The 24,657-nt window shown below is 73.8% G+C and carries 19 protein-coding genes and 1 pseudogene; 6 read left to right on the forward strand and 14 right to left on the reverse strand.

Features of this window, described 5'->3' with window-relative positions:
• Positions 1-69: 69 nt before the first annotated feature.
• The 6 genes from ACFY60_RS22430 to ACFY60_RS22455 all read right to left on the reverse strand — a co-directional run bounded on the left by ACFY60_RS22430 (position 70) and on the right by ACFY60_RS22455 (position 8,699).
• Positions 70-966, reverse strand: coding sequence for an alpha/beta hydrolase family protein (locus ACFY60_RS22430; RefSeq protein ID WP_388613290.1), 897 nt, complete (start codon positions 964-966; stop codon positions 70-72).
• 184 nt (positions 967-1,150) lie between these two features.
• Positions 1,151-4,201 carry an alpha-mannosidase gene (locus ACFY60_RS22435; protein ID WP_388613288.1) on the reverse strand — a complete coding sequence of 1,017 codons (3,051 nt, stop codon included), beginning with the start codon at positions 4,199-4,201 and terminating at the stop codon, positions 1,151-1,153.
• 64 nt (positions 4,202-4,265) lie between these two features.
• The gene (locus tag ACFY60_RS22440) at positions 4,266-5,549 is read right to left on the reverse strand and encodes a glycosyl hydrolase (protein WP_388613287.1); all 1,284 of its coding nucleotides are present in this window, start codon (positions 5,547-5,549) and stop codon (positions 4,266-4,268) included.
• 26 nt (positions 5,550-5,575) lie between these two features.
• A complete protein-coding gene (locus ACFY60_RS22445) occupies positions 5,576-6,424 on the reverse strand; it encodes a carbohydrate ABC transporter permease (RefSeq protein ID WP_388613504.1) in 849 nt (282 codons plus the stop codon).
• Positions 6,421-7,293, reverse strand: a complete 873-nt coding sequence (locus ACFY60_RS22450; protein WP_388613285.1) for a carbohydrate ABC transporter permease — start codon at positions 7,291-7,293, stop codon at positions 6,421-6,423. Before ACFY60_RS22450 ends, ACFY60_RS22445 begins: the two co-directional genes overlap by 4 nt.
• Before the next feature lie 125 nt (positions 7,294-7,418).
• A complete protein-coding gene (locus ACFY60_RS22455; RefSeq protein WP_388613283.1) occupies positions 7,419-8,699 on the reverse strand; it encodes an ABC transporter substrate-binding protein in 1,281 nt (426 codons plus the stop codon).
• A gap of 127 nt (positions 8,700-8,826) precedes the next feature.
• Between ACFY60_RS22455 and ACFY60_RS22460 the strand changes: the two genes are divergently transcribed.
• From ACFY60_RS22460 to ACFY60_RS22475, 4 genes are all read left to right on the forward strand, one after another.
• The gene (locus ACFY60_RS22460; RefSeq protein ID WP_388613281.1) at positions 8,827-9,852 is read left to right on the forward strand and encodes a LacI family DNA-binding transcriptional regulator; all 1,026 of its coding nucleotides are present in this window, start codon (positions 8,827-8,829) and stop codon (positions 9,850-9,852) included.
• A gap of 366 nt (positions 9,853-10,218) precedes the next feature.
• Positions 10,219-12,684, forward strand: a complete 2,466-nt coding sequence (locus ACFY60_RS22465) for a discoidin domain-containing protein (protein WP_388613279.1) — start codon at positions 10,219-10,221, stop codon at positions 12,682-12,684.
• Between the two features lie 247 nt (positions 12,685-12,931).
• Positions 12,932-14,161 carry an MFS transporter gene (locus ACFY60_RS22470; RefSeq protein ID WP_388613277.1) on the forward strand — a complete coding sequence of 410 codons (1,230 nt, stop codon included), beginning with the start codon at positions 12,932-12,934 and terminating at the stop codon, positions 14,159-14,161.
• Between the two features lie 34 nt (positions 14,162-14,195).
• On the forward strand, positions 14,196-15,029 hold the full coding sequence (locus tag ACFY60_RS22475) for an aldo/keto reductase (protein WP_388613275.1): 834 nt from the start codon (positions 14,196-14,198) through the stop codon (positions 15,027-15,029).
• An 83-nt stretch (positions 15,030-15,112) separates the two neighbouring features.
• Here the strand turns inward: ACFY60_RS22475 and ACFY60_RS22480 are convergent, their stop codons facing one another.
• Positions 15,113-15,682, reverse strand: coding sequence for a TetR/AcrR family transcriptional regulator (locus ACFY60_RS22480; RefSeq protein WP_388613273.1), 570 nt, complete (start codon positions 15,680-15,682; stop codon positions 15,113-15,115).
• A gap of 76 nt (positions 15,683-15,758) precedes the next feature.
• On the opposite strand from ACFY60_RS22480, the gene ACFY60_RS22485 reads away from it, so the two are divergent.
• Positions 15,759-16,937 carry an FAD-dependent monooxygenase gene (locus tag ACFY60_RS22485; RefSeq protein WP_388613271.1) on the forward strand — a complete coding sequence of 393 codons (1,179 nt, stop codon included), beginning with the start codon at positions 15,759-15,761 and terminating at the stop codon, positions 16,935-16,937.
• An 85-nt stretch (positions 16,938-17,022) separates the two neighbouring features.
• Here the strand turns inward: ACFY60_RS22485 and ACFY60_RS22490 are convergent, their stop codons facing one another.
• Positions 17,023-18,129, reverse strand: coding sequence for a hypothetical protein (locus ACFY60_RS22490; protein WP_388613269.1), 1,107 nt, complete (start codon positions 18,127-18,129; stop codon positions 17,023-17,025).
• 128 nt (positions 18,130-18,257) lie between these two features.
• A pseudogene (locus ACFY60_RS22495) lies at positions 18,258-18,467 on the reverse strand (IS5/IS1182 family transposase); the annotation flags it as partial.
• A gap of 70 nt (positions 18,468-18,537) precedes the next feature.
• On the opposite strand from ACFY60_RS22495, the gene ACFY60_RS22500 reads away from it, so the two are divergent.
• Positions 18,538-19,905, forward strand: a complete 1,368-nt coding sequence (locus ACFY60_RS22500; RefSeq protein ID WP_388613267.1) for a PQQ-binding-like beta-propeller repeat protein — start codon at positions 18,538-18,540, stop codon at positions 19,903-19,905.
• A gap of 31 nt (positions 19,906-19,936) precedes the next feature.
• Here the strand turns inward: ACFY60_RS22500 and ACFY60_RS22505 are convergent, their stop codons facing one another.
• From ACFY60_RS22505 to ACFY60_RS22525, 5 genes are all read right to left on the reverse strand, one after another.
• Positions 19,937-20,344 (reverse strand): nuclear transport factor 2 family protein, encoded by a 408-nt coding sequence (locus ACFY60_RS22505; RefSeq protein WP_388613265.1) that lies wholly within the window; start codon positions 20,342-20,344, stop codon positions 19,937-19,939.
• Between the two features lie 96 nt (positions 20,345-20,440).
• Entirely contained in the window at positions 20,441-21,097 is a 657-nt protein-coding gene (gene thpR / locus ACFY60_RS22510) for an RNA 2',3'-cyclic phosphodiesterase (protein WP_388613263.1), read from the reverse strand.
• A 29-nt stretch (positions 21,098-21,126) separates the two neighbouring features.
• Entirely contained in the window at positions 21,127-21,675 is a 549-nt protein-coding gene (locus ACFY60_RS22515) for a hypothetical protein (RefSeq protein WP_388613262.1), read from the reverse strand.
• 159 nt (positions 21,676-21,834) lie between these two features.
• Complete coding sequence (locus ACFY60_RS22520) at positions 21,835-22,749, reverse strand: DUF2382 domain-containing protein (RefSeq protein WP_388613260.1); 915 nt, start codon at positions 22,747-22,749, stop codon at positions 21,835-21,837.
• A 220-nt stretch (positions 22,750-22,969) separates the two neighbouring features.
• Positions 22,970-24,373 carry an MFS transporter gene (locus tag ACFY60_RS22525; RefSeq protein ID WP_388613259.1) on the reverse strand — a complete coding sequence of 468 codons (1,404 nt, stop codon included), beginning with the start codon at positions 24,371-24,373 and terminating at the stop codon, positions 22,970-22,972.
• Positions 24,374-24,657 lie beyond the last annotated feature (284 nt).

The raw sequence follows: 24,657 nt of genomic DNA on the forward strand, positions 1-24,657 counted from the left end.
GCCGCGAGGGGCCGGGGTCTGGGCGGCCGCCCAGACCCCGGGGTGCTCCGCTGTGACGGCGCACAGGGGTCAGGAACCGAGCGGGCAGCTGCCCCGGTACTCCTCGATCGTCAGACTCGGCCGCGGCAGCGGACACAGGAACTGCTCGTAGCGGGTGTCGTTGTCGAGGAACCGCTTGAGCCAGGAGAGCGAGTACTTCCCGATGGTCGTGTCCGAGGTGTTCGGGGTGAAGTGCGTGGCCCCGTTCAGCTCCAGATAGGCCTTGTCCAGCGAGGCGGGCAGGCTCTCGTAGAAGGGCTCGGAGTGGGTGGCGACCGGGGCGATCGTGTCCCCGTCGGCGCCGATGACCAGCGTGGGCGTGGAGATCTCCGGCCAGGTCTTGTCCGTGTTCCAGCCGGTCAGCGGGATGGCCGCCTTCAAGGAGGGCCGGCTCTTGGCGGCCTCCAGGGTTCCGCCGCCGCCCATCGAGTGCCCCATCACCCCGAGCCGGGTGGCGTCGACGCGCCCCCGGACCGTGCTGCGCTGCGTCAGGTGGTCGAGCGCGGCGAGGAGCTGACGACCCCGGCTGTCGGGCTGGTCGACGGTGGTGAGGGTGTCGATGGTGAACACCACGAAGCCCTGCGAGGCGAGGCGCGGTCCGAGCCAGGCGATCGACGACTGGGTGGCGGTGAACCCGGGCGAGATCACCACGGCCGCGAAGGTTCCGTCGGCGGTGGTCGTCGGATAGTAGATGGTGCCGCCCCCGAAGCCCGTGGCGGCCAGGGACGAGACGCTGGTCTGCGACACGGCGTACGGGCCGCGGGACGCCTGGACGCTCGCTTCCGTGGGGGCGGGACCGCGCTCGTACGGGTTCGCGGCCAGGGCGGCCGAGGAGGTGGCGGGGGCCGCGGTGGCCCCCGGGGCGAGGAGCAGGGCGGCGAGGCAGGCGGCGGCCGCGCCCGCGGCGCCGGCAAGGTGTCGTCTCACGACGGAGTCGTCCTCTCGTTGGTCCTACGGCGGCCACCCCCCGGACATCAGGCGGACGGCCGCGCTTCGGTTCCGCCACTGTCGGGCCGGCCCGCCCGGCGGGCATCGGCACAATCACCGGCCTCGCCACCGGACGGCCCGCCCGGCCGCCGCCCGGACGGCTCCGGCGCCCTCCGCCCGGGCCCTAGACGCCTCCGGCCGGGCGGGCGAAGCGCAGCGTGAGCAGTTCGAAGGGGCGCAGCCGCAGCCGCACCCCGCCGTCCTCCACCCGGACCGCGCCGTCCGGGGCGCCCGCGAGCGGCCGCTCCAGCAGGTCGCACACCGCGACCTCCCCGCTTCCGCCCAGGTCGGTGGTCAGCAGCGCCTCGGCCCGGCCGCCCCGGGACTCGTACAGCCGGACGACCACGTCACCGCTCCCGTCGTCGGCCAGCTTGACCGCGCTCACCACGACCGCGTCCTCGTCCACGGTCACCAGCGGCTCCACGGCGGCGTGGCCGGGCACACGCCGCTCGGGGAGGTTCACCCGGTACCCCTCGCGCACCGCGTCACCCACGCTCGCGCCCGGCACCAGGGCGTGCCGGAAACGGTGCACGCCCTGATCGGTGCGCGGGTCCGGGAAACGGGGCGCCCGCAGCAGCGAGGCCCGTACGGTCGTCGTGGTGCCCCGGTCCTCCGCCCGTACCGTCCGCGTCACATCGTGGCCGTAGGTGGAGGCCGTCACCAGGGCCACGCCCCAGCCCGGCTCCTCCAGGTGGACGAACCGGTGGTTGCAGGCCTCGAACTTGGCCGCCTCCCAGCTCGTGTTGGTGTGGGTCGGCCGGTGGAGGTGGCCGAACTGCGTCTCCGCCGCGTACCGGTCCGTGTGGACGTCCAGCGGGAAGGCCAGCTTCAGGAACTTCTCCGTCTCGTGCCAGTCCACCTCCGTGTCGAGGTCCAGCCGCCCCGAGCCGGAGGCCAGCGTCAGCGTCTGGACCGCGCGCGAGGAGCCGAACGACCGGGTGACCCGAACCGCCACCCTGTCCGGCCGGTCCACGGCCACCGTCACCTCCTCGGCCTCCGCCAGATCGGTGACGGTGTTCCGGTAGAACCGGTCCACGTCCCACGCGTCCCACATGTTGGGGAAGTCCGGGTGCAGTTGGAGCAGATTGGCCGCCGCGCCCGGAGCGACCGCCTCCCGGCCGCTCGCCGACTCGACCACCGACACCACCAGCCCCCGCGCGTCCACCGTCACCCGCAGCAAGCCGTTGGACAGCACGTACCCGCCGCCGGGAGCGGCCTCCACCGCACAGCCCCCGGCCGCCGGCCCGGCCGGGCGCGCCCCGCCCGCCGGCACCCCGGACCGCGCGTGCGGCGCCGCGTTGAACACGACCTCGCCCTCGCCGCCGCCCGCCAGCACCCGCTGGGCGCGCTCCACGATGCCGGTCAGCTCCCGGGCGACCGCCGCGTACGTCCGCTCCGCCTCCCGGTGCACCCACGCGATCGACGAACCCGGCAGGATGTCGTGGAACTGGTGCAGCAGCACCGTCTTCCAGATCCGGTCCAACTCCTCGTACGGATACGGGAATCCGGCGCGCACGGCCGCCGTGGCCGCCCACAGCTCCGCCTCCCGCAGCAGGTTCTCGGCGGCCCGGTTGCCCTGCTTGGTCCGCGCCTGGCTCGTCAGCGTCGCCCGGTGCAGCTCCAGGTACAGCTCGCCCACCCACACCGGCGCGTCCGGGTACTCCGCCTCGGCGCGCGCGAAGAACTCCGCCGGACGCTCCCACCGCACCCGCGCCGAACCCTCCAGGTCCCGCAGCCGCGCCGCCTTGGCCACCATCTCCCGCGTCGTACCGCCCCCGCCGTCACCCCAGCCGGTCGGCGCCAGCGAGTGCCGTGCCCGCCCCTTGTCCTTGAAGTTCCGGACCGCGTGGGCGATCTCCTTGCCCTGCATCGAGCAGTTGTACGTGTCGATCGGCGGGAAGTGCGTGAAGATCCGCGTCCCGTCGATCCCCTCCCACCAGAAGGTGTGGTGCGGGAAGGAGTTGACCTGGCTCCACGAGATCTTCTGGGTGAGCAGCCACTTCGCACCGGCCGCCCGGATGATCTGCGGCAGCCCGCCCGCGAAGCCAAAGGTGTCGGGCAGCCACGCCTCCTCGTTCTCGACCCCGAACTCCTCCAGGAAGAACCTCTTGCCGTGCACGAATTGACGGGCCATCGCCTCCGAGCCCGGCATGTTCGTGTCGGACTCCACCCACATGCCGCCGGCGGGCACGAACCGGCCCTCCGCGACCGCCTTCTTCACCCGCGCGTACACCTCGGGCCGGTGCTCCTTGATCCACGCGTACTGCTGCGCCTGCGACATCGCGTACACGAAGTCCGGCTCGTCCTCCAGGAGCGCCGTCATGTTCGCCGTCGTCCGCGCCACCTTGCGGACCGTCTCGCGCAGCGGCCAGAGCCAGGCCGAGTCGATGTGCGCGTGACCCACCGCGCTGATCCGGTGCGCCGACGGCTCGGCGGGGGAGGAGAGCACCCCGGCCAGCCGCTCGCGGGCGGCGGCCGCCGTGCCGCCCACGTCCTGGAGGTCGAGCGCGTCGAGCGCCCGGTCCACGGCCCGCAGGATCTCCCAGCGGCGCGCGCCCTCCACCGGCAGCTCCGCCATCAGCTCGCCCAGCACCTCCAGGTCCATCACCAGCTGCCACACCGTCTCGTCGAAGACGGCCAGGTCCAGCCGCGCCAGCCGGTACTGCGGCGCGTCACCGGCCGTCTCCCGGTCGCCGAGCTCGGTCGGCAGGAACGGGTGGTAGTCCAGGATCACCGGGTTCGAGGCCGCCTCGACGTGCAGCAGAACCTCCTCACCGCCGGCCGCCGGGGACGCGATCCGCACCCACTGGTTGCGCGGATGCAGCCCCTTCACGGGGGAGCCGTCGGGCCGGTAGACGAGCCCCTCGCACTGGAAACCGGGCATGTTGGCGTCGAAGCCCAGGTCGATGAGCGCCTCCACGGTCCGCCCCGCCCAGGCCCGCGGAACCCGCCCCGACACGGTGAGCCAGCTCGTGCCCCAGGGCGCGCCCCAGGCGTCGCCGGCGGCGATCGGCGTGCGGGGGGCGGCGAGCCCCTCGGCCGCCGGAACCGGTTCGCCGGGGGCCGTCCAGATCCCGGCCTCCAGGGGCACGGACTCCGGGTGGATCGCGGGGCGGATGCGTTCGTCGAGGACCCGCTTGAGCCGGGCTTCGGTCAGACGGCGGTCGTCATGCATGGAGCGCTCCATCACGTGGCTGGCTGGCGGAGGGGAAGGGACGGGCGGACGGCGGACAGATGGGTCAGGACCGGTGGACGGCGTCGGGGGTCACCGTCTCGGTGATGCCCCGCGCGCTCAGATGCTCCCGGTCCCCGGCCCGGGACGCCAGGACGACGGCCGGCCGCGCGCCGTCGGCCGCCAGCCGCATGTACGCCCCGAAGAACGCGCCCTCCGGGCCGCACACCGCCCGCTCCGGGGCGTCCTCGGGAAGGTCGAGCACGAGCGCCGTGGTACGCGGGGCCGGGGGCGTCCAGGTCTCCCGTACCTCGGCCGCCGTCCGGGCCAGTGCCCGCCCCGCCGGCTTCACCCGCCGGTCGGTGGTCAGCACCCCGAGGGTGTACTCCAGGTCGGGGAAGTCGGCCAGCGACCGGTCGACGTCGTGGGAGCACCACCAGGTGACACCCCACAGGTCCGGGCAGTCCAGCGCGGCGGCGAGCGTCGTCCGGGTGAAGCCGGAGGCCCGGTCGGCGGCGATGTGCGGGGCCGGCGCTCCCACCTCCTGGAGCCAGACCGGACGGTGCGGGTCCTCGGCCCACGCCTTGGACAGCTCGATCATGTACGCGGCGTGGTGACCGGTCGCGAAGGAGTCCGGGCCGTGGCGCTGGGCGGTCCCGTTGAAGACCCACGAGTGCACCGCCGTCGCCGCGCCCAGCCGGGCCGCGTGCGCCGGCGTGAAGGGGTGGCCGTCCAGGTACCAGGCGGCGTCGTACGCGGCGTGCAGATGCGTACGGCCCGGCGCGCCCTCCTCGCACGCCGCCAGCATCCGGCGCAGCCAGCGCTCCGCCTGACCGGGGGTGATCCGGTCCGGGTCGGGGTGCGGGTCGCCGGAGAACTGGTTGATCTCGTTGCCGAGGGTCATGCCGAGGAACGCCGGGCGGTCGGCGAGGGCCGAGGCGAGCGTCCGCAGGTAGGCGGCCTGCCCGTCGAGGACGTCGGGGTCGGTGAAGAGGTTCCGCCGGTGCCAGGTGACCGTCCACGACGGCAGGAAGTCGAAGCTCGACAGATGGCCCTGGAGGCCGTCGACGGCGACGTCGAGCCCCCGTTCGGCCGCCGCGTCGACCAGGCTCACCAGCTGCTCGACCGCCCGCGGCCGGATCAGCGCACGGTTGGGCTGGAACACCGGCCACAGCGGGAAGACCCGCACGTGGTCCAGGCCGAGGGCGGCGATCGAGTCCAGGTCGGCCCGGACGGCGTCCAGGTCGAAGTCGAGCCAGTGGTGGAACCAGCCCCGGCTCGGCGTGTAGTTGACGCCGAAGCGGGGCGCCCGGCGGGCGGGCGCGGACGGACGGCTTTCGTGGCCGGTCACGGGTGAGGGTGATCCTCCGCGGGTGTTCATCCTTTGACCGCTCCTTCCTCGACGCCCTTGAAGAAGAACCGCTGGAGCGCGGCGAAGACGGCGACGACCGGCAGGAAGGCGATCATCGTGCCGGCCGCGATGAGCCGCGGGTTCGCGGCGAAGGTGCCGTCGAGGTACTGCAGACCGACGGTGAGGGTGTAGCGGGCGGGGTCGTTCAGCACGATCAGCGGCCACAGGAAGTCGTCCCACGCGCCGATGAACGTGAAGATCACGACCACGCTCAACATGCCCCGGACGCTGGGCAGTCCGACATGGACGAGACGCTGCCACACGTTGGCGCCGTCCACCAGCGCGGCGGCGTCGAGGTCGGGCGGGATCGCCCGGAACGCCGTGTACATCAGCAGGACGTTGAGCATGGCCAGAGCGCCGGGGAGGGCCACCCCGAGCAGGGTGTCGGTGAGACCGAGGCTGCGGATCGTCACGTACTGCGAGACGATCGTGACCTCGCCGGGCAGCACGAGCGTGGCGAGGAACAGCCCGAGCACCAGGCGGGCGCCCCGGAAGCGGAGCCGGGCCAGGGCGTAGCCGGCGAGAGTCGCGCCGACGACGTTGCCGGCGACCGCGATCCCCGCCACCACCAGGGAGTTGGCGGCGTACGTCCACACCGGGACCGTCTCGGCGACCTGCGCGTAGTTGTCGAGCGTCGGGTCGGCGGGCAGGAAGTCGGGGGTCGGGGAGTACACGTCCTCGCCCGGGCCCTTCAGCGAGGTCGACAGCTGCCACAGGAAGGGGCCGACGGTCAGCATCAGGACGAGGACGAGCAGGACGTAGCGCACGGCCTTCTCGGCGGCGGACGGGGTGGCGAAGCTGCGGGACACGGTCAGGCCCCCTTCCGGTTGAGCCGGGCGAGCAGCAGCATCGGTCCGACGGTGAGGAGGAACAGCAGGATGCTGAGCGCGGAGGCGTAGCCGATGTGCCCGGTGAAGCCCCTGCTGTACATCTGGATGAGCATGACCACCGACATGGTGCGCCCGCCCGGACCGCCGGTGCCGTCCGACAGGACGTACAGCTCGGAGAAGACGCGCAGCGCGGAGACCGCGATGAGCACGGAGACCAGCATCATCGCGGGCCGCACGCCGGGCAGGGTGACATGCAGGAAACGGCGGGCGGCGGAGGCCCCGTCGACGGCGGCGGCCTCGTGCAGCTCGCGCGGCACGTTCCCGAGCGCGGACAGGTAGATGACCATGTAGTAGCCGAGCCCCTTCCAGACGGTGAGCGCGATGGCGCTGAACAGCAGCAGCCACCGGTCGGTGAGGAAGGGGACGGGCCGGTCCGCCGCGCCGAGGGCGCCGAGGATCCCGTTGAGGAGGCCGCGGTCGTCGAGCACCCAGCCCCAGATCAGTCCGACCACGACGGCGGAGGCGACGACCGGGGTGTAGAAGGCGGTGCGGAAGAAGGTGATGCCGGGCAGCTTCTTCTCCACGAGGAGCGCGAGCAGCAGGGGCAGGAAGGTGAGCAGGGGCAGACAGATCAGCAGGTACATGACGCTGTTGAGCAGGGCGTCTGCCAACTGCTTGTCGTCGAGGGCGCGTTCGTAGTTGGCCAGGCCCGTGAAACGGCCGCCGCCCAGTGGTTTGGCGTTGGTGAAGGAAAGGATCACCGTGTTGACGGCGGGCCACAGGTTGAACACGGCGAGCCAGACCACGGCGGGCGCGGCGAGCAGCCACGGGGTGAACCAGCGCCGGTGTGTCATGGGGTGCCTTCCTCGCGGGAGTACGGCGGGAGTACGGCGGGAGTACGGCGGGAACGGGGGCCGGGGGCCTTCCGGTGCGCGGGGGAGGGCCGTGCGGACGGTGCGCCGTCCGCACGGGGCCGGACTCAGTCCTTCAGGAGCTCGTCGGCGCGGGCGACCGCCGTGTCCAGCGCCTCCCGGGAGGAGGTTCGGCCGCTGAGGGCGAGGGCGATCTGCTGGTTGACGACGGTCTTGACGGCGTCGTTGGCCTGGACCGGTTCCAGCATCCGGGCCCTGGCCAGCGAGGCGAAGGCGGTGACCTTCGCGTCGCCCGCGTTGGTGCCGTCGCTCCGGCTGAGGAAGGGGTCGCCGGCGGAGGCCTTCGTGGACGGGAAGACGCTGGTGAGCCGGGCGAACGCGGCCTGGTTCCCGGCGCTGGTGATCCAGCGGGCGAGCGCCAGCGCGGTGGCCCGGTTCCGGCCCGACCGCGCCACCGACAGCCCCTGGACGTAGAGCGGTGGCGTGCCCATGGCGGGGGAGGAGACCACCTTGGGCGCCAGGGTCGGGTTGTCGACGGCCAGCGAGGTGATGTAGTTGCCGCCGGCGGTGGTCCAGGCGGCGGCGCCGGAGCTGAAGAGTCGCGTGTTCCCGGCGTACGTCTCGGTCAGGACGTCCTTCGGGAGCAGCCCCTCCCTGAACGCCTCCCGGTACCGGTCGAGGAGCGCCGCCGCCTCGGGGGTGTTGAACGTGAAGCGGGTGCCGTCCCGCGACATCAGCGGCACCCCCGCGTTGGCGAAGTCCATCAGGCCGGGCTTGCGGCTCATCAGATGGACCTTCCCGCCGGACCGCTCCTTGACCGTGCGGGCCGCCGCGATCAGCTGGTCCAGGTCGGCGGGCGGCTTCTTCGGGTCCAGGCCGTAGCGCGTCAGCTGCTCGGCGTTCCAGTAGTTGACGTCGGTGTTGAGATACCAGGGATAGCCGTACGTCCCCTCGGTGCCGGGGAAGCGGTACGCGTCGACGCCGCCCTTCACGTAGTCGGCGGCCAGGGCCGGGTCGGCCGCGCCCACGTCGAGCAGCATGTTCCGTCTCACCAGCGGCAGCGCGAAGTCAGGTGGAAGGTTGACCACGTCGGGCAGGGTGCCGCCGGCGGCCTGGCTCAGGACCTTCTCGGAGTATCCCTCCCCGGGCTGGTCGAGCCACTCGACCTGCACGCCCGGGTGCTTCTTCTCGAAGGCGTCGATGACGCCCTCCATGTACGCGGTGAACTTCGGCTTCAGGGCCCAGGTCTGGAGTGAGACCCGGCCCGTCACCTCGCCGTTGGCATCGTTGTCATCGCTCGCGCCGCCCGGGTCGCCGAGCCCGCAGCCGGCGAGGGTCACCGCGGCGAGTGCCGCGACGGCCGGTCGGATCCAGAGGCTTCTTCGCATCGAGGTCTCCCGGTCTGTGCTGTCCGACGGTGGATCAGTATGACTAAACCGGTCTAGCGAAGGGGGACTATGCTCCCGTTAGACTCCGCTGTCAAGGGAGAGCACGAGGACGGGAAAGGGGCGCCCCGTGGCCAGACCCACCATCGCCGACATCGCCCGGCGCGCCGGAGTCTCCAAGGGCGCGGTCTCCTTCGCCCTGAACGGGCGGCCCGGGGTCAGCGCCGCGACCAGGGAGCGGATCCTGCGGGTCGCCGAGGAGATGAACTGGCGCCCGCACAGTGCCGCCCGCGCCCTCGGCGGCGCCCGGGCCGGCACCGTCGGCCTCGTCCTCGCCCGCCCGGCCCGCACGATCGGCCTCGAACCGTTCTTCGGGCAGCTGCTCAGCGGCCTGCAGGCGGCCCTGTCGACCCGCGGCACCGCCCTCCAGCTCCTCGTCGTGGAGGACACCGCCGCCGAGATCGAGGTCTACCGCCGCTGGACCTCGGAGCACCGCGTGGACGGCTTCGTGCTGGTCGACCTCCAGGTGCGCGACCCGCGCGTGCCCGTCCTGGAGGAACTCGGCGTACCGGCGATGGTCATCGGCGGCCCCGGCCGCCACGGCCGGCTGCCGAGCGTCTGGGCCGACGACCGCGAGGCGATGCTCTCCCTCGTGGAGTACCTCGCCGCCCTGGGGCACCGCAGGATCGCCCACCTCGCCGGGCTCCCGGCCTTCCAGCACACCCGGCGCCGGATCCGGGCGGTACGGGACGGGGCACGGCGGCTCGGTCTGGAGGCCGTCTCGCTCCCGACGGACTTCAGCGACGCGGAGGGCGCCGCCGCCACCCGGGCCCTGCTCGCCCGTCCCCGGCGGCCCACCGCGCTCATCTACGACAGCGACGTCATGGCCGTGGCCGGACTCGGCGTCGCCGCCGAGATGGGCGTGGCCGTGCCCGGCGAGCTGTCCGTCGTCTCCTTCGAGGACTCCGCGCTCGCCCGGATCGTCCACCCCGCCCTCACCGCCCTCACCCGTGACACCTTCGCCCTGGGCGAGCAGGTCGCACGGGCGCTGCTCGCCCTCCTGGACGACCCGGGCTCGGCGCGGGACATCAAGAACCCCACCCCGCGTCTCACCGTCCGCGAGAGCACGGCCGCCCCGGGCGACCGCACCGCCTGAGGCCCCGGGCGGGACGGGGAGGCGCCCCGCCCGAGCCCGGGGCCGGCACGCGCGAGGGCCCCGCGCCCCTCCCCGCGAGGGGGACGGCCCGCACCCCGCGCCGCCCGAGGCTCCGGCCGGAGCGCGGGAGGCCCGCCCGGAGGCGTCCCCGCCCGAGCCCGAGGCCCGGTAGCCGCGAGCGCCCCGCGCCCCTCCCCGCGACCGGGACGCCGGCCCCGCCCCCGTACCGCCCCACTCTTGACCGCCCTACTAAAGGCGTTTAGCCTCCGGCGGACGGCCGCCTCCCGCGAGCCGTCGCTTCATCCGCACCACCTGTACCTCCAGCACGTCCAGGACCCCACCCTTCCCGCTGGACCGGAGATTCGGATGAGACAACGTTTTCCCGCCGCCCTCCTGGCGGCGCTGACCGCCGCCCTTCTCGGCCTCCTCCCCGCCGCGGGCGCCACCGCGGCCCCCGCGGACCCCGCACCCGCGGCGGCTCCCGCGCAGCTCCCCGCGGAGGCCAGGGGGGACCAGCCGTACGCCTCGTACTGGCACCCCGGCACTCTCCTGAACTGGGACCCGGCCACCGATCCCGACGCGCGGTTCAACCGCTCCCGCGTCCCCCTCCGCCCGCGCGTCTCCGACCCCGCCCTGAAGGCCAACCCCCACGCCCGCCCCGGCGAGGGCAAGGTCGCCTCGCTGGTCTCCTTCGCCCCCACCTCGAACAACCCGTCGCAGGGCTCAGCGAATCCGCACTACTACGCGTTCGGCCACTGGCAGTACGTCGACACCCTCGTCTTCTGGGGCGGCTCCGCGAGTGAGGGGCTCATCCTCGCCCCCAACGCCACCGTCATCGACGCCGCCCACCGCAACGGCGTCAAGGTCTACGGCACCGTGTTCTTCCCGCCCACCGCCTACGGTGGCCAGATCCAGTGGGTGCGCGACTTCACGCAGAAGAACGGCAGCCGCTATCCCGTGGCCGACAAGCTGGTCCAGGTCGCCCAGCACTACGGCTTCGACGGCTGGTTCATCAACCAGGAGACGGCCGGCGGCGACGCGGCCCTCGCCACCGCCCTGCGCGAGCAGATGCGCTACGCCCGTTCCCTCGGTCCGGTCGAGTTCATGTGGTACGACGCGATGACCGAGTCCGGGTCCGTGAGCTGGCAGGACGCCCTGACCTCCGCCAACGACTCCTTCCTCCAGGAGGGCGGCCGGCGCACCTCGGACGCGATGTTCCTCGACTTCGGGTGGAGCGCATCCGGTCTGGACTCCTCCCGCACCCTCGCGCGCGGGCTCGGCCGCGACGAGCACGAGCTGTTCGCGGGCATCGACACGGAGGCCAACGGCTACCAGACGTCCGTCCCCTGGTCCGCCGTCTTCCCGGCCGGCCGGGAGCACGTCACCTCGCTCGGCATCTACCGCCCGGAGTGGACGTACACCTCCTCCGCGAACCGCGCCGACGCCGAGGCCCGCGAGGCACGCTTCTGGGGCGGCGCCAACGGCGACCCGTCGAACACCACGACGAGCTCCGCGTGGAAGGGTCTGGCCCACTACATCCCCGAGTCCAGTCCCGTCACCGCCAAGCCGTTCGTGACCTCCTTCGGGGCGGGACAGGGCGACTTCTACCACGCGCGCGGTGTCCGGGTCTCCTCGGCCGGCTGGAACAACCTCTCGCTCCAGGACGTGCCGCCCACCTACCGATGGCTCGTCACCACCACGTCTGCGAGCGGCACGAAACTGACCCCGTCGATCGACCACACCGACGCGTACGAGGGCGGGTCGTCGCTGCGCCTGAGCGGGACGCTCGACGGCGTGAACACCGTCCGTCTCTACCAGACCAGGCTTCCGGTCGCCGCCGACACCCGTCTCTCCGTCGTGCTGAAGACTCCGGCCGCCGGACCGACCCGGCTCAGGGCCGCGATCTCCTTCACCGACGCCCCCACCGCCTTCACCACCCTGGACCTGGGCGCCACCACCTCCGCCGGCTGGGAACGCAGGACGCTCGACCTGTCCGCGTACAGCGGCCGGACCATCGCCCAGATCGGCCTGGAGGCCGCCGGCTCCGTGCCCGCGTACGACGTACGGATCGGTCAGCTCGCCGTCCACGACGGGGCGGTGGACTCGGCGTCGGCGCCCACCGGAGTGACCGTCCTCGGCTCGTCCGACGTGAGCGCGGGCCGCAAGTCGCTGCGGCTGGCCTGGACGCCGTCGGCCACCGGGTCCGTCCGCCACTACGAGGTCTACCGCCGCGACGCGGACGGCGGACGCACCTTCCTGGGCGCCACTCCCAACGACGCCTACTTCGTCTCCCGGCTCGACCGGGAGGGAACGGAGACCACGACGACCCTGGAGGTGGAGGCCGTGTCGGCCGAGTACGGCCGCTCCCCGGCGGCGACGACCACCGTCCCGTGGACGGACAGCACCGGGACCAACCTCGCCCTGAACCGTCCGGCCACCGCCTCGGGCCAGTGCAACGGCGCCGAGACCGCGGCCAAGGCGGTGAACGGCACGGTGACCGGCGGCACCACCGACAAGTGGTGCACCACCACGACGGCCAAGTGGCTGGAGGTGGACCTGGGCTCCGCCCGCGCCCTGGACCGCTTCGTGGTCCGTCACGCGGCGGCGGGCGGGGAGGAGGCCGCGTGGAACACCCGGGACTTCACCGTGAAGGTACGCGCCTCCACGGCCGACCCCTGGACCACCGCCGTCACGGTCACCGGCAGTACGGCGGCCGTCACCACCCATCCGGTGTCCGCCACGGCCCGCCACGTCCGCCTGGAGATCACCCGGCCGACCCAGACCTCGGACCCCGCGGCCCGGATCTACGAGTTCGAGGCCTGGGGGCCGTGACGACACGCCGCTGAGCCGCCGCCGCTACCGGCGGCAGGGCCACCGCCGGGGGTGGGAAGCGGGGACCACCCGCCTTCCCCGCCCCCGGCTTCTCTTCGTCGGGAGGCCGCCCGGGAGCGGCGGCGGAGATGCTTGCAGGCGACGTAACACTCCTTCCGAAGATGCCTGCGTTTGCATGTATGAAGCGTGTGCAAGTATTGTCGACGCACGTAAGACCTCCTCGCAATGACCTGGAAAGGTTTTCGTCATGCCTCTCGCGCTGCTGGCCCTGGCCATCGGGGCCTTCGGGATCGGAACCACGGAGTTCGTGATCATGGGCGTGCTGCCCCAGGTCGCGGGCGACTTCGGGGTCTCGATCCCCACCGCCGGCTGGCTGGTGACGGGCTACGCCCTCGGCGTCGTCCTCGGCGCGCCGCTGCTGACGGTCCTGGGCACCAAGGTGTCCCGCAAGAAGATGCTCATGTTCCTCATGGGCCTCTTCGTCGTCGGCAACGCGCTCTCCGCCCTGGCGCCGGCGTTCGGTCCGATGCTCGTCGGCCGGGTCGTCGCCTCGCTGGCCCACGGCGCGTTCTTCGGCATCGGCTCCGTCGTCGCCGCGGACCTGGTGGCCCCCCACAAGAAGGCCTCCGCCATCTCGCTGATGTTCACCGGCCTCACCGTCGCCAACATCGTCGGCGTCCCGCTCGGCACGTTCATCGGACAGGCCGCGGGCTGGCGCACCACCTTCGCCGCCGTCGCCGCCCTCGGCGTGATCGGCCTGCTCGGCGTCGCCCGGCTCGTCCCCGAACAGGGCCGCCCGCCGGCCCCGAGCGTGCGCGGCGAGTTCGCCGCCTTCCGCCGGGCCCAGGTGTGGCTGGCGATGGGCATGACCGTCCTCGGCTTCGGCGGAGTCTTCGCCGCCGTCACCTACATCACCCCGATGATGACCGAGGTCGCCGGCTACTCCGAGGGCGCCGTCACCTGGCTCCTCGTGCTGCTCGGCACCGGTATGTTCCTGGGCAACCTGGTGGGCGGCAGGTTCGCCGACCGCCACCTCATGCCCATGCTGTTCACCACCCTGGGCGGCCTGGCCCTGGCCCTGTTCGCCTTCACCTTCACCGCCCACGACAAGGTCCTCGCCGCCCTCACCCTCACCGTGATCGGCGCGCTCGGCTTCGCGACCGTGCCCCCGCTGCAGAAGCGGGTCCTGGACCAGGCCTCGGCCGCCCCCACCCTGGCCTCCGCCGCCAACATCGGCGCCTTCAACCTCGGCAACGCGCTCGCCGCCTGGCTGGGCGGCGCCGTGATCGCCGGCGGCCTCGGCTACACCGCCCCCAACTGGGTCGGGGCCCTCCTCGCCGCCACCGCGCTCCTCCTCGCCGTCCTCGCCGCCGGACTCGACCGCCGTGAGCGGACCGCCGGCCGCGTCGTCGCGGGCTCGCCGCACCCGGAGCGGTCCGAGGCCAGGGCCGCCGCCCCGGCCGCCCTCCACCACTGACCCCGCCCCCCTCACCTCGTACGGAAGAAGCACCATGAGCACCGCCCCCGCCATCCCCACCGTCACGCTCCACAACGGCGTCGAGATCCCCCAGCTCGGCTTCGGCGTCTTCCAGGTCCCCGACGACGAGACCGCCACCGCCGTCGGCCACGCCCTGGAGGCCGGCTACCGCTCCATCGACACCGCGGCGGTCTACGGCAACGAGGCCGGCGTCGGCACGGCGCTCGCCGCCTCCGGCATCCCCCGCGAGGACCTCTTCGTGACCACCAAGCTGTGGAACGCCGACCAGGGGTACGACAGCACGCTGCGCGCCTTCGACGCGAGCCTCGGCAGGCTCGGCCTGGACCACGTCGACCTCTACCTCATCCACTGGCCCGCACCCGCCCAGGACCGCTACCTCGACAGCTGGCGGGCCATCGGCACCCTCGTCGCCGACGGTCGCGTCCGGGCCGCGGGCGTCTCCAACTTCCAGCCCGCGCACCTCGCCCGCCTCCTGGACGACGGCGGCCCGGTGCCCGTCGTCAACCAGATCGAGCTGCACCCGGGCCTCCAGCAGCGGGAGCTGCGGGAGCTGCACGCCGCCCACGGCATCGTCACGGAGGCGTGGAGCCCGCTCGCGCAGGGCGCGGTCCTCGGGGACCCGGTGATCAGGAAGATCGCCGACCGTCACGGGAAGTCGGCCGCGCAGGTCGTCCTGCGCTGGCACCTCCAGCTCGGCAACGTCGTCATCCCCAAGTCGGTCACCCCGGCCCGGATCCGCGAGAACCTCGACGTCTTCGACTTCGCCCTCACGGACGAGGAGACCGCCGCGATCGCCACCCTCGACGCGGGCCTGCGGACCGGCCCGCACCCCGACACCCTCGACTGATCCGCGGGGCGGCGCGTCCCGGCCCCGGGCCCGGTTCCACCGGTCCGGGGCCTGCCGTGTCCGGGCCGGTGGGTCCCGCCCGCTCAGGGCCGCAGGGCGGTCGCCAGCAGGCCGTCGATCTCCGCCCGGGCCACGCTCCCGCCGTGCACCAGGCGATCGAAGACGAGCCCGTCCACGCAGGTCAGGAGGGTGATCGTCCGGCCCTCCGGGTCGTCGACGCCCTGCCCGGCGAGGAAGTCCCGCACGATCCGCCGCGCCGCGTTCTCCCGCGGTGCCAGGATCTCGCGCAGTTCGGGGTGGTGGACGCTCTCGACCGCGCAGGCGTAGCGCGCCAGGGAGCGCCGGCGCCCGTCCCCGGTGAGCCGCCCCTCGGCGAAGGAGGCGAGTCCCGCCGCCAGTTCCTCCGCGTCGGCCGGGGGCGGGACCGCCTCCCCGGCGGCCTCCAGCTCGGCCTGGTCGAGCGCGACCAGCCGCCGGACGAGAGCGGTGAGCAGGGCGTGCCGGGTGCGGAAGTAGGCGGAGGTGGTGCCCGGTGGCAGCCCCGCCTCCCGGTCCACCGCCCGGTGCGTCAGGCCGCGCATGCCCTGGTCGGCGAGCACGCGGACGGCCGCGTCGGCGAGGACGGTACGGCGGTCGGCAGGCGCGGAGGACATGGCCCCTTTCTACACCCGTAGAGAGGAGGCGTACACTTTCTTCTACATCTGTAGAAGACGCGGGGAGGGAACCGGCATGGACGGTGGCAGCGCGGTGGTGGTGGGCGGCGGCATCGGCGGACTCGCCGCGGCGATCGGACTGCGCCGGGTGGGCTGGGACGTCACGGTGGTCGAGCGCGCTGCCGAGGCGGACGACGCCGGTGCCGGGATCTCGCTCCACGCCAACGGCATCCGCGCCCTGGACGCCCTCGGCGCGGGCGAGCCGGTACGGGCCGCCGCCCGCCCCCAGTACACCGGCGGCACCCGGGTCCCCGGCGGCGGCTGGCTCGCCCCGATGGACGGCGCGGCCCTGGAGCGCGAACTCGGCACCCCCATCGTCGGCATACCCCGCGCCACCCTGCACCGGCTGCTCCGCGCGGCACTGCCCGCCGGGAGCCTCCGCGTCGGGACCGAGGTGACGGACGTCGAGGACTCCGGCCCGGGCCGCGTACGGGTCAGGGCCGGCGGCCACGTCCTGGAGGCCGATCTCGTCGTCGCCGCCGACGGCGTACGCAGCCGACTGCGGAGCCGGTTGTTCCCCGGGCACCCCGGCCCCGTCCACAGCGGCTCCACGGTGCTGCGCGCCATCACCGCGCGGCCGGTCCCGCTCGCCACCGACTTCTCCCTGACGTGGGGGAGGGGCGCGGAGTTCGGGCACATCGCCTTCAGCGACGGCCGGGCCGAATGGCACGCCGTCCTCAACGCGCCGCCCGGCGTCCGCCACGCCGACCCCCTCGCCGTCCTGCGCCGTCGCTTCGGCACCTGGCACGACCCGATCCCCGCCCTGCTGGACGCGACCCGGCCGGAGGCCGTCCTGCACCACGACATCCACGAACTGGTGACGCCGCTGCCCGCGTACGCGTCCGGCCGCGTCGCCCTCCTCGGCGACGCCGCCCACGCCATGACCCCGCACCTCGGCCAAGGGGCCTGCCAGGCCCTGGAGGACGCGGTGACCCTCGCCGCCTGTGTCGCCGACGGACCCACCGTCGCCTCCGCGCTCGCCCGCTACGACGCCGAGCGCCGCCCGCGCAGCCAGTCCGTCGCCCGGGCCGCCCGCCTGGCCGGCCGTACGGGCCAGGGCCTGAGCCATCCCGTGGCGGTCGCCCTGCGCAACGCCGCCCTGCGTCTGGCGCCCTCCCGCGCGACGGTCCGCGCCATCCTCCGCCACGCCGACTGGACACCGCCGAGCCTCGGTTCCGCACCCGGGGCCGCCTGAGCGTCCGGACCGTCGCCGTACAGCGGAAGGGCCGGGGGGGCACCCGCCCCGGCCCTTCCGCCTCCGTACGCCCGTCCGGCCCCTCTCAGGAACGCGTCGCGGTGCCGCACTCCTCGTCCCCGCCGGCCCGCATCCGCTCGTCCATCGACGTGCTGCGGTCGTACGGATCGACCGCGGGCCCGCTTCCCGTACCGCTGCCGCCACCCTCGAACGAGGGGGTCAGATGGCCGGTGGCCGGGCCGCAGCCCCCGTTCGTCATGTCCACCTTGTACGAGACCAGCGAGAACGTCCCCGGCTCGGTGCTCACCTTTGAGGGATCGTCCCAGCTCATGACCACCTCACGCCGCACGACGGTGCGGACGACCAGGTCGCCGCCGCCCGCCGGGGCGACCGGGTACACGAACGTGACGTCGGCGGTCACCCGCAGGGCGCCCTTCTCGCCCTCCGTGAAGGTGAGGCGGCCCCGGGTCTTCACCACATCCCCGACCAGGCGCGCCTGCGCGGGATCGAACCGGCTGAAGAGGAGCACCGGGTCGTTCGCCTCACCCGGCGAGCGGAACGCCGTCGCGAGGAAGTCCCGCACGTCCCGCTGGCGGGGGTTGATCAGCGCGATCGCCCCGGCCGGGCGCTCACCGCGCAGCACGCCCGGCTCCAGGTTGGAGGCGACGAGGAAGTCCCGGCTCAGGCGGAGCGCGCGGGCCACCTCCGCGCGGTCCATCCACCCGGTCGCCCGGGCCTGCGGCACCGTGATCCCGGCAGGGCCGTCCGCCCACCGGGCCGCAGGGGAGCCCCTGAACGGCTCGGCGACGGTGGGCCGGGCCGTCTCCGGGGCGGCGTCCGGCGGAGCGGTCGGCGCGGCCGATTCCGGAGCGAGCGGAGCCGCGTCCGCGCCCCTGCCGTCGTCACCGAGCAGGCCGGTGACCCCTCCCGGAGCGAGCGCCACGGCAAGCAGGGCCACCGAGGCCACGAACCCGGCCACGTACCAGCCCTTCCGCGACCGGCGCCGGGGTGGGGTGTACGTACGCCATCCGGTCTCCGCCGCCCGGGCGGGCGGCCGGCGCGCGGCGGCGGCCCGGTCCCGCGCCGACGGCTCCGCGGGCGCGTCCGGCACACCCTCCAGCGAGGAGCGCAGGAACCGCTCCCACTCCTCGTCGGACACCGGCGAACCACCGTCGCCCCCACCCGCGTTCACACCCGACTCCTCGTGTCGCCCCGTACCGCCCGCCCCCCAGGGCCCCGTCGGGCATGATCGCACAGCGGTTCGGGAGGGGTGGGCGCGGGGGAGCGGCCGGTACGGCTCCGGGCGCGTCCGCCGCCTCCCTAGGTCTTCCCGGATGCCAAGGACCTCTGAGCGGGGGCCCTTCCCTCCGGACGGAGCCACAGGCGGATCGCTGCCACGGTGACCGATCCATGGAAGACGTACGCCCGTTCGTCGAAGCGCGTGGCGATGGCTCGGAAGTTCTCAATCCGGTTGATGGTCCGTTCGACTTCGTTGCGGCGGCGGTAGATCGTCTTGTCGAACCCTGTGGGTCCGGGCGCTGATCAGGTGTGCTCTAGCCTGACGGGGATTCGACCGTTGGAGCCAGGGGTGGGGGTCCGCATGGCAGCGCGCACGACCGACGACAGGGGACGCGGGCGGGGGCGGTGGCCGTCGGGCCGCCGGGGATCGGGGCGCGGGCTCCGCCCCCTGCTCGCGGCCGTCACCGCGCTGTGCGCCCTCGGACTTGTCACGGGCTGCTCCGCCCTGGGGAGTTCGCCGCGCCTCGTCTGGGAGGCCCCGGTCGACAACGGCGCCAGGAACTACGGCAACGGGGCCTGGCTGGTCGGCGAGACGCTCGTCCGCAGCCGGTACGACGCGGTCGGCGCCTTCGACGCGAGGACGGGCAAGGTCCGCTGGGAGTACGCCCCGCCCGGGCAGGAGCACATCTGCGCCGTCAGCCGCCGCACGGCCGGCTCCGTCCTCCTGATCGCCCGGGGGAACGTGATGAACGCGGGCTGCTCGACGGTCGCCGCGCTCGACCTCATGAGCGGCCGCGAGCGGTGGCACACGCCCCGCTCCCCCGGGGGAAACCTGACCGAGACGTTCACGGACATGGTCGCCGTCGGTGGCGGGGTCGCCGTCCTGCGGGACGCCGACGAGATGTGGACCCTCGACGACGACCTCTGGACCCCCGACTCCCGGCCCGCCGTCTCCGGAACGAAGGCGCTGCGCGCCTTCGACCTGCGGACCGGAGCCCCGCGCTGGACGGCCGCCGTCCCCGAGGACTGTGTGCCCGAGCAGGTCGCCGCCGGGGAGCGGCAGGTCGTCGCCGTACTCGCCTGTGGCCGCACCCAACTGCGGCTGGCCGCGTTCGACCCGGCCGGCGGCGGGCTGCGGTGGACCGCTTCCCTCGGCGGGCGGACGGCGCCCGCACCGGACGGGCAGGTGGCCTTGCTGTCGGCCGAGCCGCCGGTCGTGCAGAACGGCGGGACGACGGAGGGCGGGCAGGGCACCTTCCTCCTCTTCGGCGAGGACGGGAAGGCGGCCGGCCGGATCGGGACAACCGGCGGATACGGAACCATCCAGGCGCATGCGCCGGCCCTCGTGACCGTCGCGGACGGGCGGCTCTACGCCGGCGCCGAGATCAGAGAGCGCACGTCGTCCCGGGACCGGGTGATCGCCTTCGACCTCGCGAGCGGCAGCCAGATCTGGCTGGAGAACGTGGCCGTCGCGGGCGGCCTGCGCGCCCTCGACGTGACCGGCGGCCGGGTGACCGCCCTCGCCGACCGCGGTTCCCGGCAGGACGGCCTCGACGAACTGGTGGTGCTCGACGCCGCCACCGGTGAGGAGAAGGAGAGGATCGACACCGGCAGCGACGTGGACCGGCACAAGGGCGAACTGGCGGGCGTGCGCGTGTACGAGGACCTGGTCGTCGCCGTGCGCTGGGGCTCGGGAGTGCGCCCCTTCTCGGCGTACACGCGCGACTGACGGGCCGGGCCCGGCATCCGAAAGACACGGCCTAGGCCCCGGGGTCGGGAGCCGCCCCCGCCTCCCGGGCGATGCGCTCGAACTGGGCGCCCATCGCCTCGGCGAGTGCCGTGGCGGCGGAGAGCGGACGGACCATGACGGTGAAGTCGTCGATCCTGCCGTCGTCGTCGACGTGCAGGAAGTCGCAGCCCTGGATCCGCCGGCCGCCGACGGTCGCGGTGAAGACGAGCGCGTGGTCCCGGCCGCCCGCGTCCGTGATCTCCCGGACGTAGGTGAAGTCCTCGAAGACCCGCATGGCCGCGCGCAGGACGGCGGCGGTGATCGCCTTACCGGTGTACGGGGCGAAGGCGACCGGGCTGGTGAAGACGACGTCCTCGGCGAGCAGGGCCTCGATCGCGGCGGCGTCACGGCTCTCGACCGCCGTACGGAACGCGTGCATGGAGCCTCCTGGCTACTCAACAAGTTGAATAGGTGCGAGGGTAGGGGCGGCCGAGGTCCGCTGTCCATCCCGGGCCCGGTGCCGACGGCCCGCCGCTCACGGACCGGTGAACGCCCAGGACTCGAGGTCGCGGTAGCGGATCGGCCCCGGGCCGCGCCCGAAGTCGCTCCCGACCAGGTGCAGTCGCGCGGCGGGCCAGCCGCGCCCGGTGAACCCGGCCAGCCCGGCCGCCGCCGCGACCACGGACTCCTGATCGGCGCGCCGGGCCCGGGCCAGCGTCAGGTGGGGGCGCAGAGGCCGCTCCTCGAAGGGGATGCCGCACTCCTTGACGACCGTTCGTACGTCCGAGGCCAGCAGGCGCAGCCCCGACAGGTCCCCGGCGATCCCGCTCCACAGCACCCGCTCGTCGAAGTGCCCGGCTCCGTGGAGCGCGAGCTCGACGGGTCCCCGCGACGCGGCGACGTCCGCGAGCGGGGAGTGGAGCGGAGGGACGGCGGCACGGGGGAGTTCCCCGAGGAAGGCGAGGGTGATGTGCCAGTCCTCGATGCGGTTCCAGCGCATGTGCGGGTACGCCGCGTAGGCGGGGGCCAGGGCCTGTGCCAGCTCGTCCTTCGCCTCGTCGGGCGGGGCGAGCGCGATGAACACGCGCACGGTCGACGCCCGCCGGCCGTCCCCCTCCGGCCCCGCCTGGGCCGTCGCGGCCGTGGGGCCCTGCCCGGCTCCGTACCCCTGGTCCCCGGGCCGCTGCCTCATCGTTCTTTCCCCGCTCGTCATGGGCCCGCTCAGCGGTAGTCGTCCGGGTGGCCCTGCATCCAGGTGTTGACGCGGTCGCGGGTGGAGAGCAGCGACTTCCGGTGCTTCTCCAGGTCGGCCGCCGACGGGGCGTCACCGAGTTCCCGCTCGAGGGCGGCGATCAGGGCGAGCGGCTCGGGGAAGTGGCCGGGTCCCTTGGGGTCCGCCTTCATGGCCCGCTCCAGGCGCAGCAGTTCGCCGTGCACGCGGCTCAGGAAGTACGCGCAGCCGTCCGTGGCGCACGAGTTGTCCAGGGTCGCCTGGAGTCCGGCGAAGGCGTCCCGTACGCGCTCGGGAGCCGGTGTCACGGGTGCCTCCGGGGTGGTTTCCGGGGTGCCGGCGGCCGGTGCCGTCTCCTCCACCGGGTCTCCTGCCGCCGTGGCCGTGGCCGTGGCCGTGGCCGTGGCCGTGGTCGTGGTCGTGGTCGTCGCGCCGCCGGGCGGCGGCGCCGCCTTCCCGTCCGCGCCACCGCACGAGACGGTGAAAGCCGCCAGGGCGACTGCGGTCACGGCGGCCTTCCGCACCCGGAACGTGCTCATGTGATCCCCCCAGATGTTCGAAGCACCCGACCCTACCGGCCGGTCCCCGCCCGGGACGCGCGGGGGCGCCCGTGAGGAGGGGGCTCCTCACGGGCGCCGTTCACCGCGTGCCGCACGACGGGTCGAAAGCCGTGGACAGGTCCGCGGGGTGAGAAGGTGTCACATGCCGCGGCGGTCGTCGGGGTCCTCGGTCAGCGGGACGTCGTCCGACTCGACCTCGATGTGCTCCTTGCGCACCTCGCCGGTCACGGTCTCCTCGTCGGTGACCTCGTCCGTGCGGAGGCTGACCCGTTCGACGGGGACGGCCCGCGTCTCGACGACGGGGCGCTCCTCGTGGAGGGTGACCTCGTGCTCGGACTCGGTGATCTCCGGGCCGGACAGAGCCTGGTCACGGTTGGCGTCCGTGATCGGTTCGCGCTCGACGACCACTTCCTCGTGGCGCACCGGCACCGTCTGCTGGACGTTCTCGGTGACGACGTACTTGCGCAGTCGCACGTGGCCCGTCTCGACCCGCTCGGTGCCGACGTGCATCTCCTCCTCGGAGCGCGTCATCGCGTCGTCGGTGCCGCGCATCGAGGCGTCGCGGGTGTCCATGGCATCGGTTCCGGCCGTGTCCGCCATGCCCGCGGTCCCGGCGGCCCCGGTCATGCCGGCCGCTCCGGTCATACCGGCCGTACCGGTGGTGTCCGCGGTGCCCGACTCGCCGTGCGCCCAGCCGCCTTCGCCGGGCTGGTTGGCGCGGGCCCAGGCGTCGTCCCAGGCGATTCCGTAGTACTCGTACAGGCGCCGTTCCTCGCGGGCGTCGAGATGGCCCCCGCCGTCGACGTCCACGTGCGGAGCGTCCTTCACCCGGTCCTTGGGGTAGGGCACCTCCAGGTGGTCCTCCACCATCGCGGCGTCCTTGATGGGGACGAAGGACTCGTGGCTGCCGAAGAGGCCGGTCTTGACGGTGACCCACGCGGGACGGCCGGTGGCGTCGTCGACGAAGACGTGCTTCGCGTCGCCGATCTTCTTGCCCTCGGCGTCGTACACGGGATGGTCCAGAACAGCGGGAATCTGCTCATGGGCGATCATGATGACCCTCCTGTCTCTGTCGTGCTGACCTAGCGACTAACCAACACGAAAGAGATGAAAACACCCGATTCCGCACCGATTTTGTTGATTGCTCAACACTTCACTCGGAGCTCCGCCGTCACCGGGCCGCCGCTCCGGCGCACACCCGCGGAACGCCTTGGCATCGTACGACTCAGGCCCGTGCACGACCGAAGCCGGGGGCGGCCACGGCCCTCGCCGGTCATCGCCGTACCTCTTCCCTGGTCAGAGCACCGAAGTCGTCCAGGCGGACCACGGGAAGCGAATCCAGGTGGGCCGGGCGGGCGTCCGCCTCGTTCCGGCCGGCCGGAACGAGGGGAGCGTACGGGGCCCCCGGGCGGCCGGTGGCGTGCTCGGGCTCCGTCCTCGTCCCGGGATCGGCCAGAGGGACCGGCCCGGGCCCGCCCGTCCTCGCCGATGCCGGAAGGAGCGGGATCAGCGCCAGCACGGCGGCCATGAGCAGCGGCGCGAGCGCCCAGTAACCGCTCCAGCCGTCCCCCGCCGCGGTGGGGTGCTCCGCACCACCGATCAGGGCGGCGCCGAACAGGGCCCCGACCAGCCCGCCGCACGCGTCGCCCACGCCCGACAGGCCGTAGACGGTGGTGGCGTCGTCCGCGCCCTGCGCCCGGACGCGGTCGTCGATCCACAGGCCCACGCCGACCTCGCCCACACCGAACACGCCGATCGCCAGGAGCCACAGGGGCCACCACGAGCCCGGCGCGGACAGCAGCACGAACGCGGCGGCGAGGAGGGCGAAACCCGCCACGAACACCGGCCGCGCACCCCGTCCGGCCACCGCCCTCGTCACCGGCCCCTGCGCCACGATCAACAGCACCGCGTTGACCACGAACAGCCCACCGGCCGGCCAGACCGAGGCCCCTCCCACGACCAGCAGCGGGAAGGCGCTCTCCAGTTGGACGACGGCGAGCCCGAGCAGCGTCGTGGCCGCCGTGATCAGCAGGACCGGGCGCCGGCCGGCCAGGGCGACCGCGCCGCGCCAGTACGCCGGGCCCGCCCCGGAGCCGTCCCCGGCCTCCGGCAGCCGCAGCCGCCACAGCAGCGGGCTCAGCGCGGCGAAGACCACGGCGGCGAGCACGAACAGCGCCGCGGACCCCCGCACGAACACCAGCATTCCGACGAGCGGCCCCAGCGCCATGCCCGCGTTGGCGCACAGGGCGCGCACCGACGCGGCCTTGAGCTGGTGTTCGCCGGCCACCGCCCGCAGCAGCGCGGCCCGGGCGACCGGGGAGAACACGCCCGAGCCCGTGCCGATCAGCAGCACGGCACAGGTCATCTGCGCGAGGGAGTCGCCCAGCAGCAGCGGATAACCGGCGACACGCAGCAGGTTGCCGAACACCATGACCCGGCGCATGCCCCACCGGTGCGTCAGCGCGCCCGCGGCCAGCCCCGATACCCGGGTGCTCCAGTAGCTCAGCCCGAGCAGCAGGCCCACGGCCGCCGACGACAGACCCGCGCCGTCGCGCAGATGGAGCGCGAGGTACGGGACCACCAGGAAGACGCCCGCGCCGGACACGAACGCGGCGACCAGCAGGACCAGAACCGGTCCGTCGCACCAGGGCGGCGGCAACCGCCGTACCCGGCTCACCGCGCACCGCCCGCCGGCCGGCCGACCGGCGGCCGCGGGTGCCGGGCGGCCGCGCGGGCCCGGTGCCGGGCCACCTCCGCCGGCAACCCCGTGCGAGCCCCCGTACCCTCGGCGTCTCCCGGTCTCCCCGCCTCCGACGCGTACCTGCGCGCCCGCGCGCGTGTCGGACCGGGCCGGACGAGCGCGTCGGCGATGTGGTCGGACAAGGGGGTCCCCCGCTCTCGTGAAGTGGCACCTGCAACCCCGGGCCGGAGGCGCCGAACCAGCCTCCCCGCCACCGGAAA

This window comes from Streptomyces sp. NPDC012827 (assembly GCF_042900905.1).
Taxonomy (GTDB): Bacteria; Actinomycetota; Actinomycetes; order Streptomycetales; family Streptomycetaceae; genus Streptomyces; species Streptomyces gulbargensis.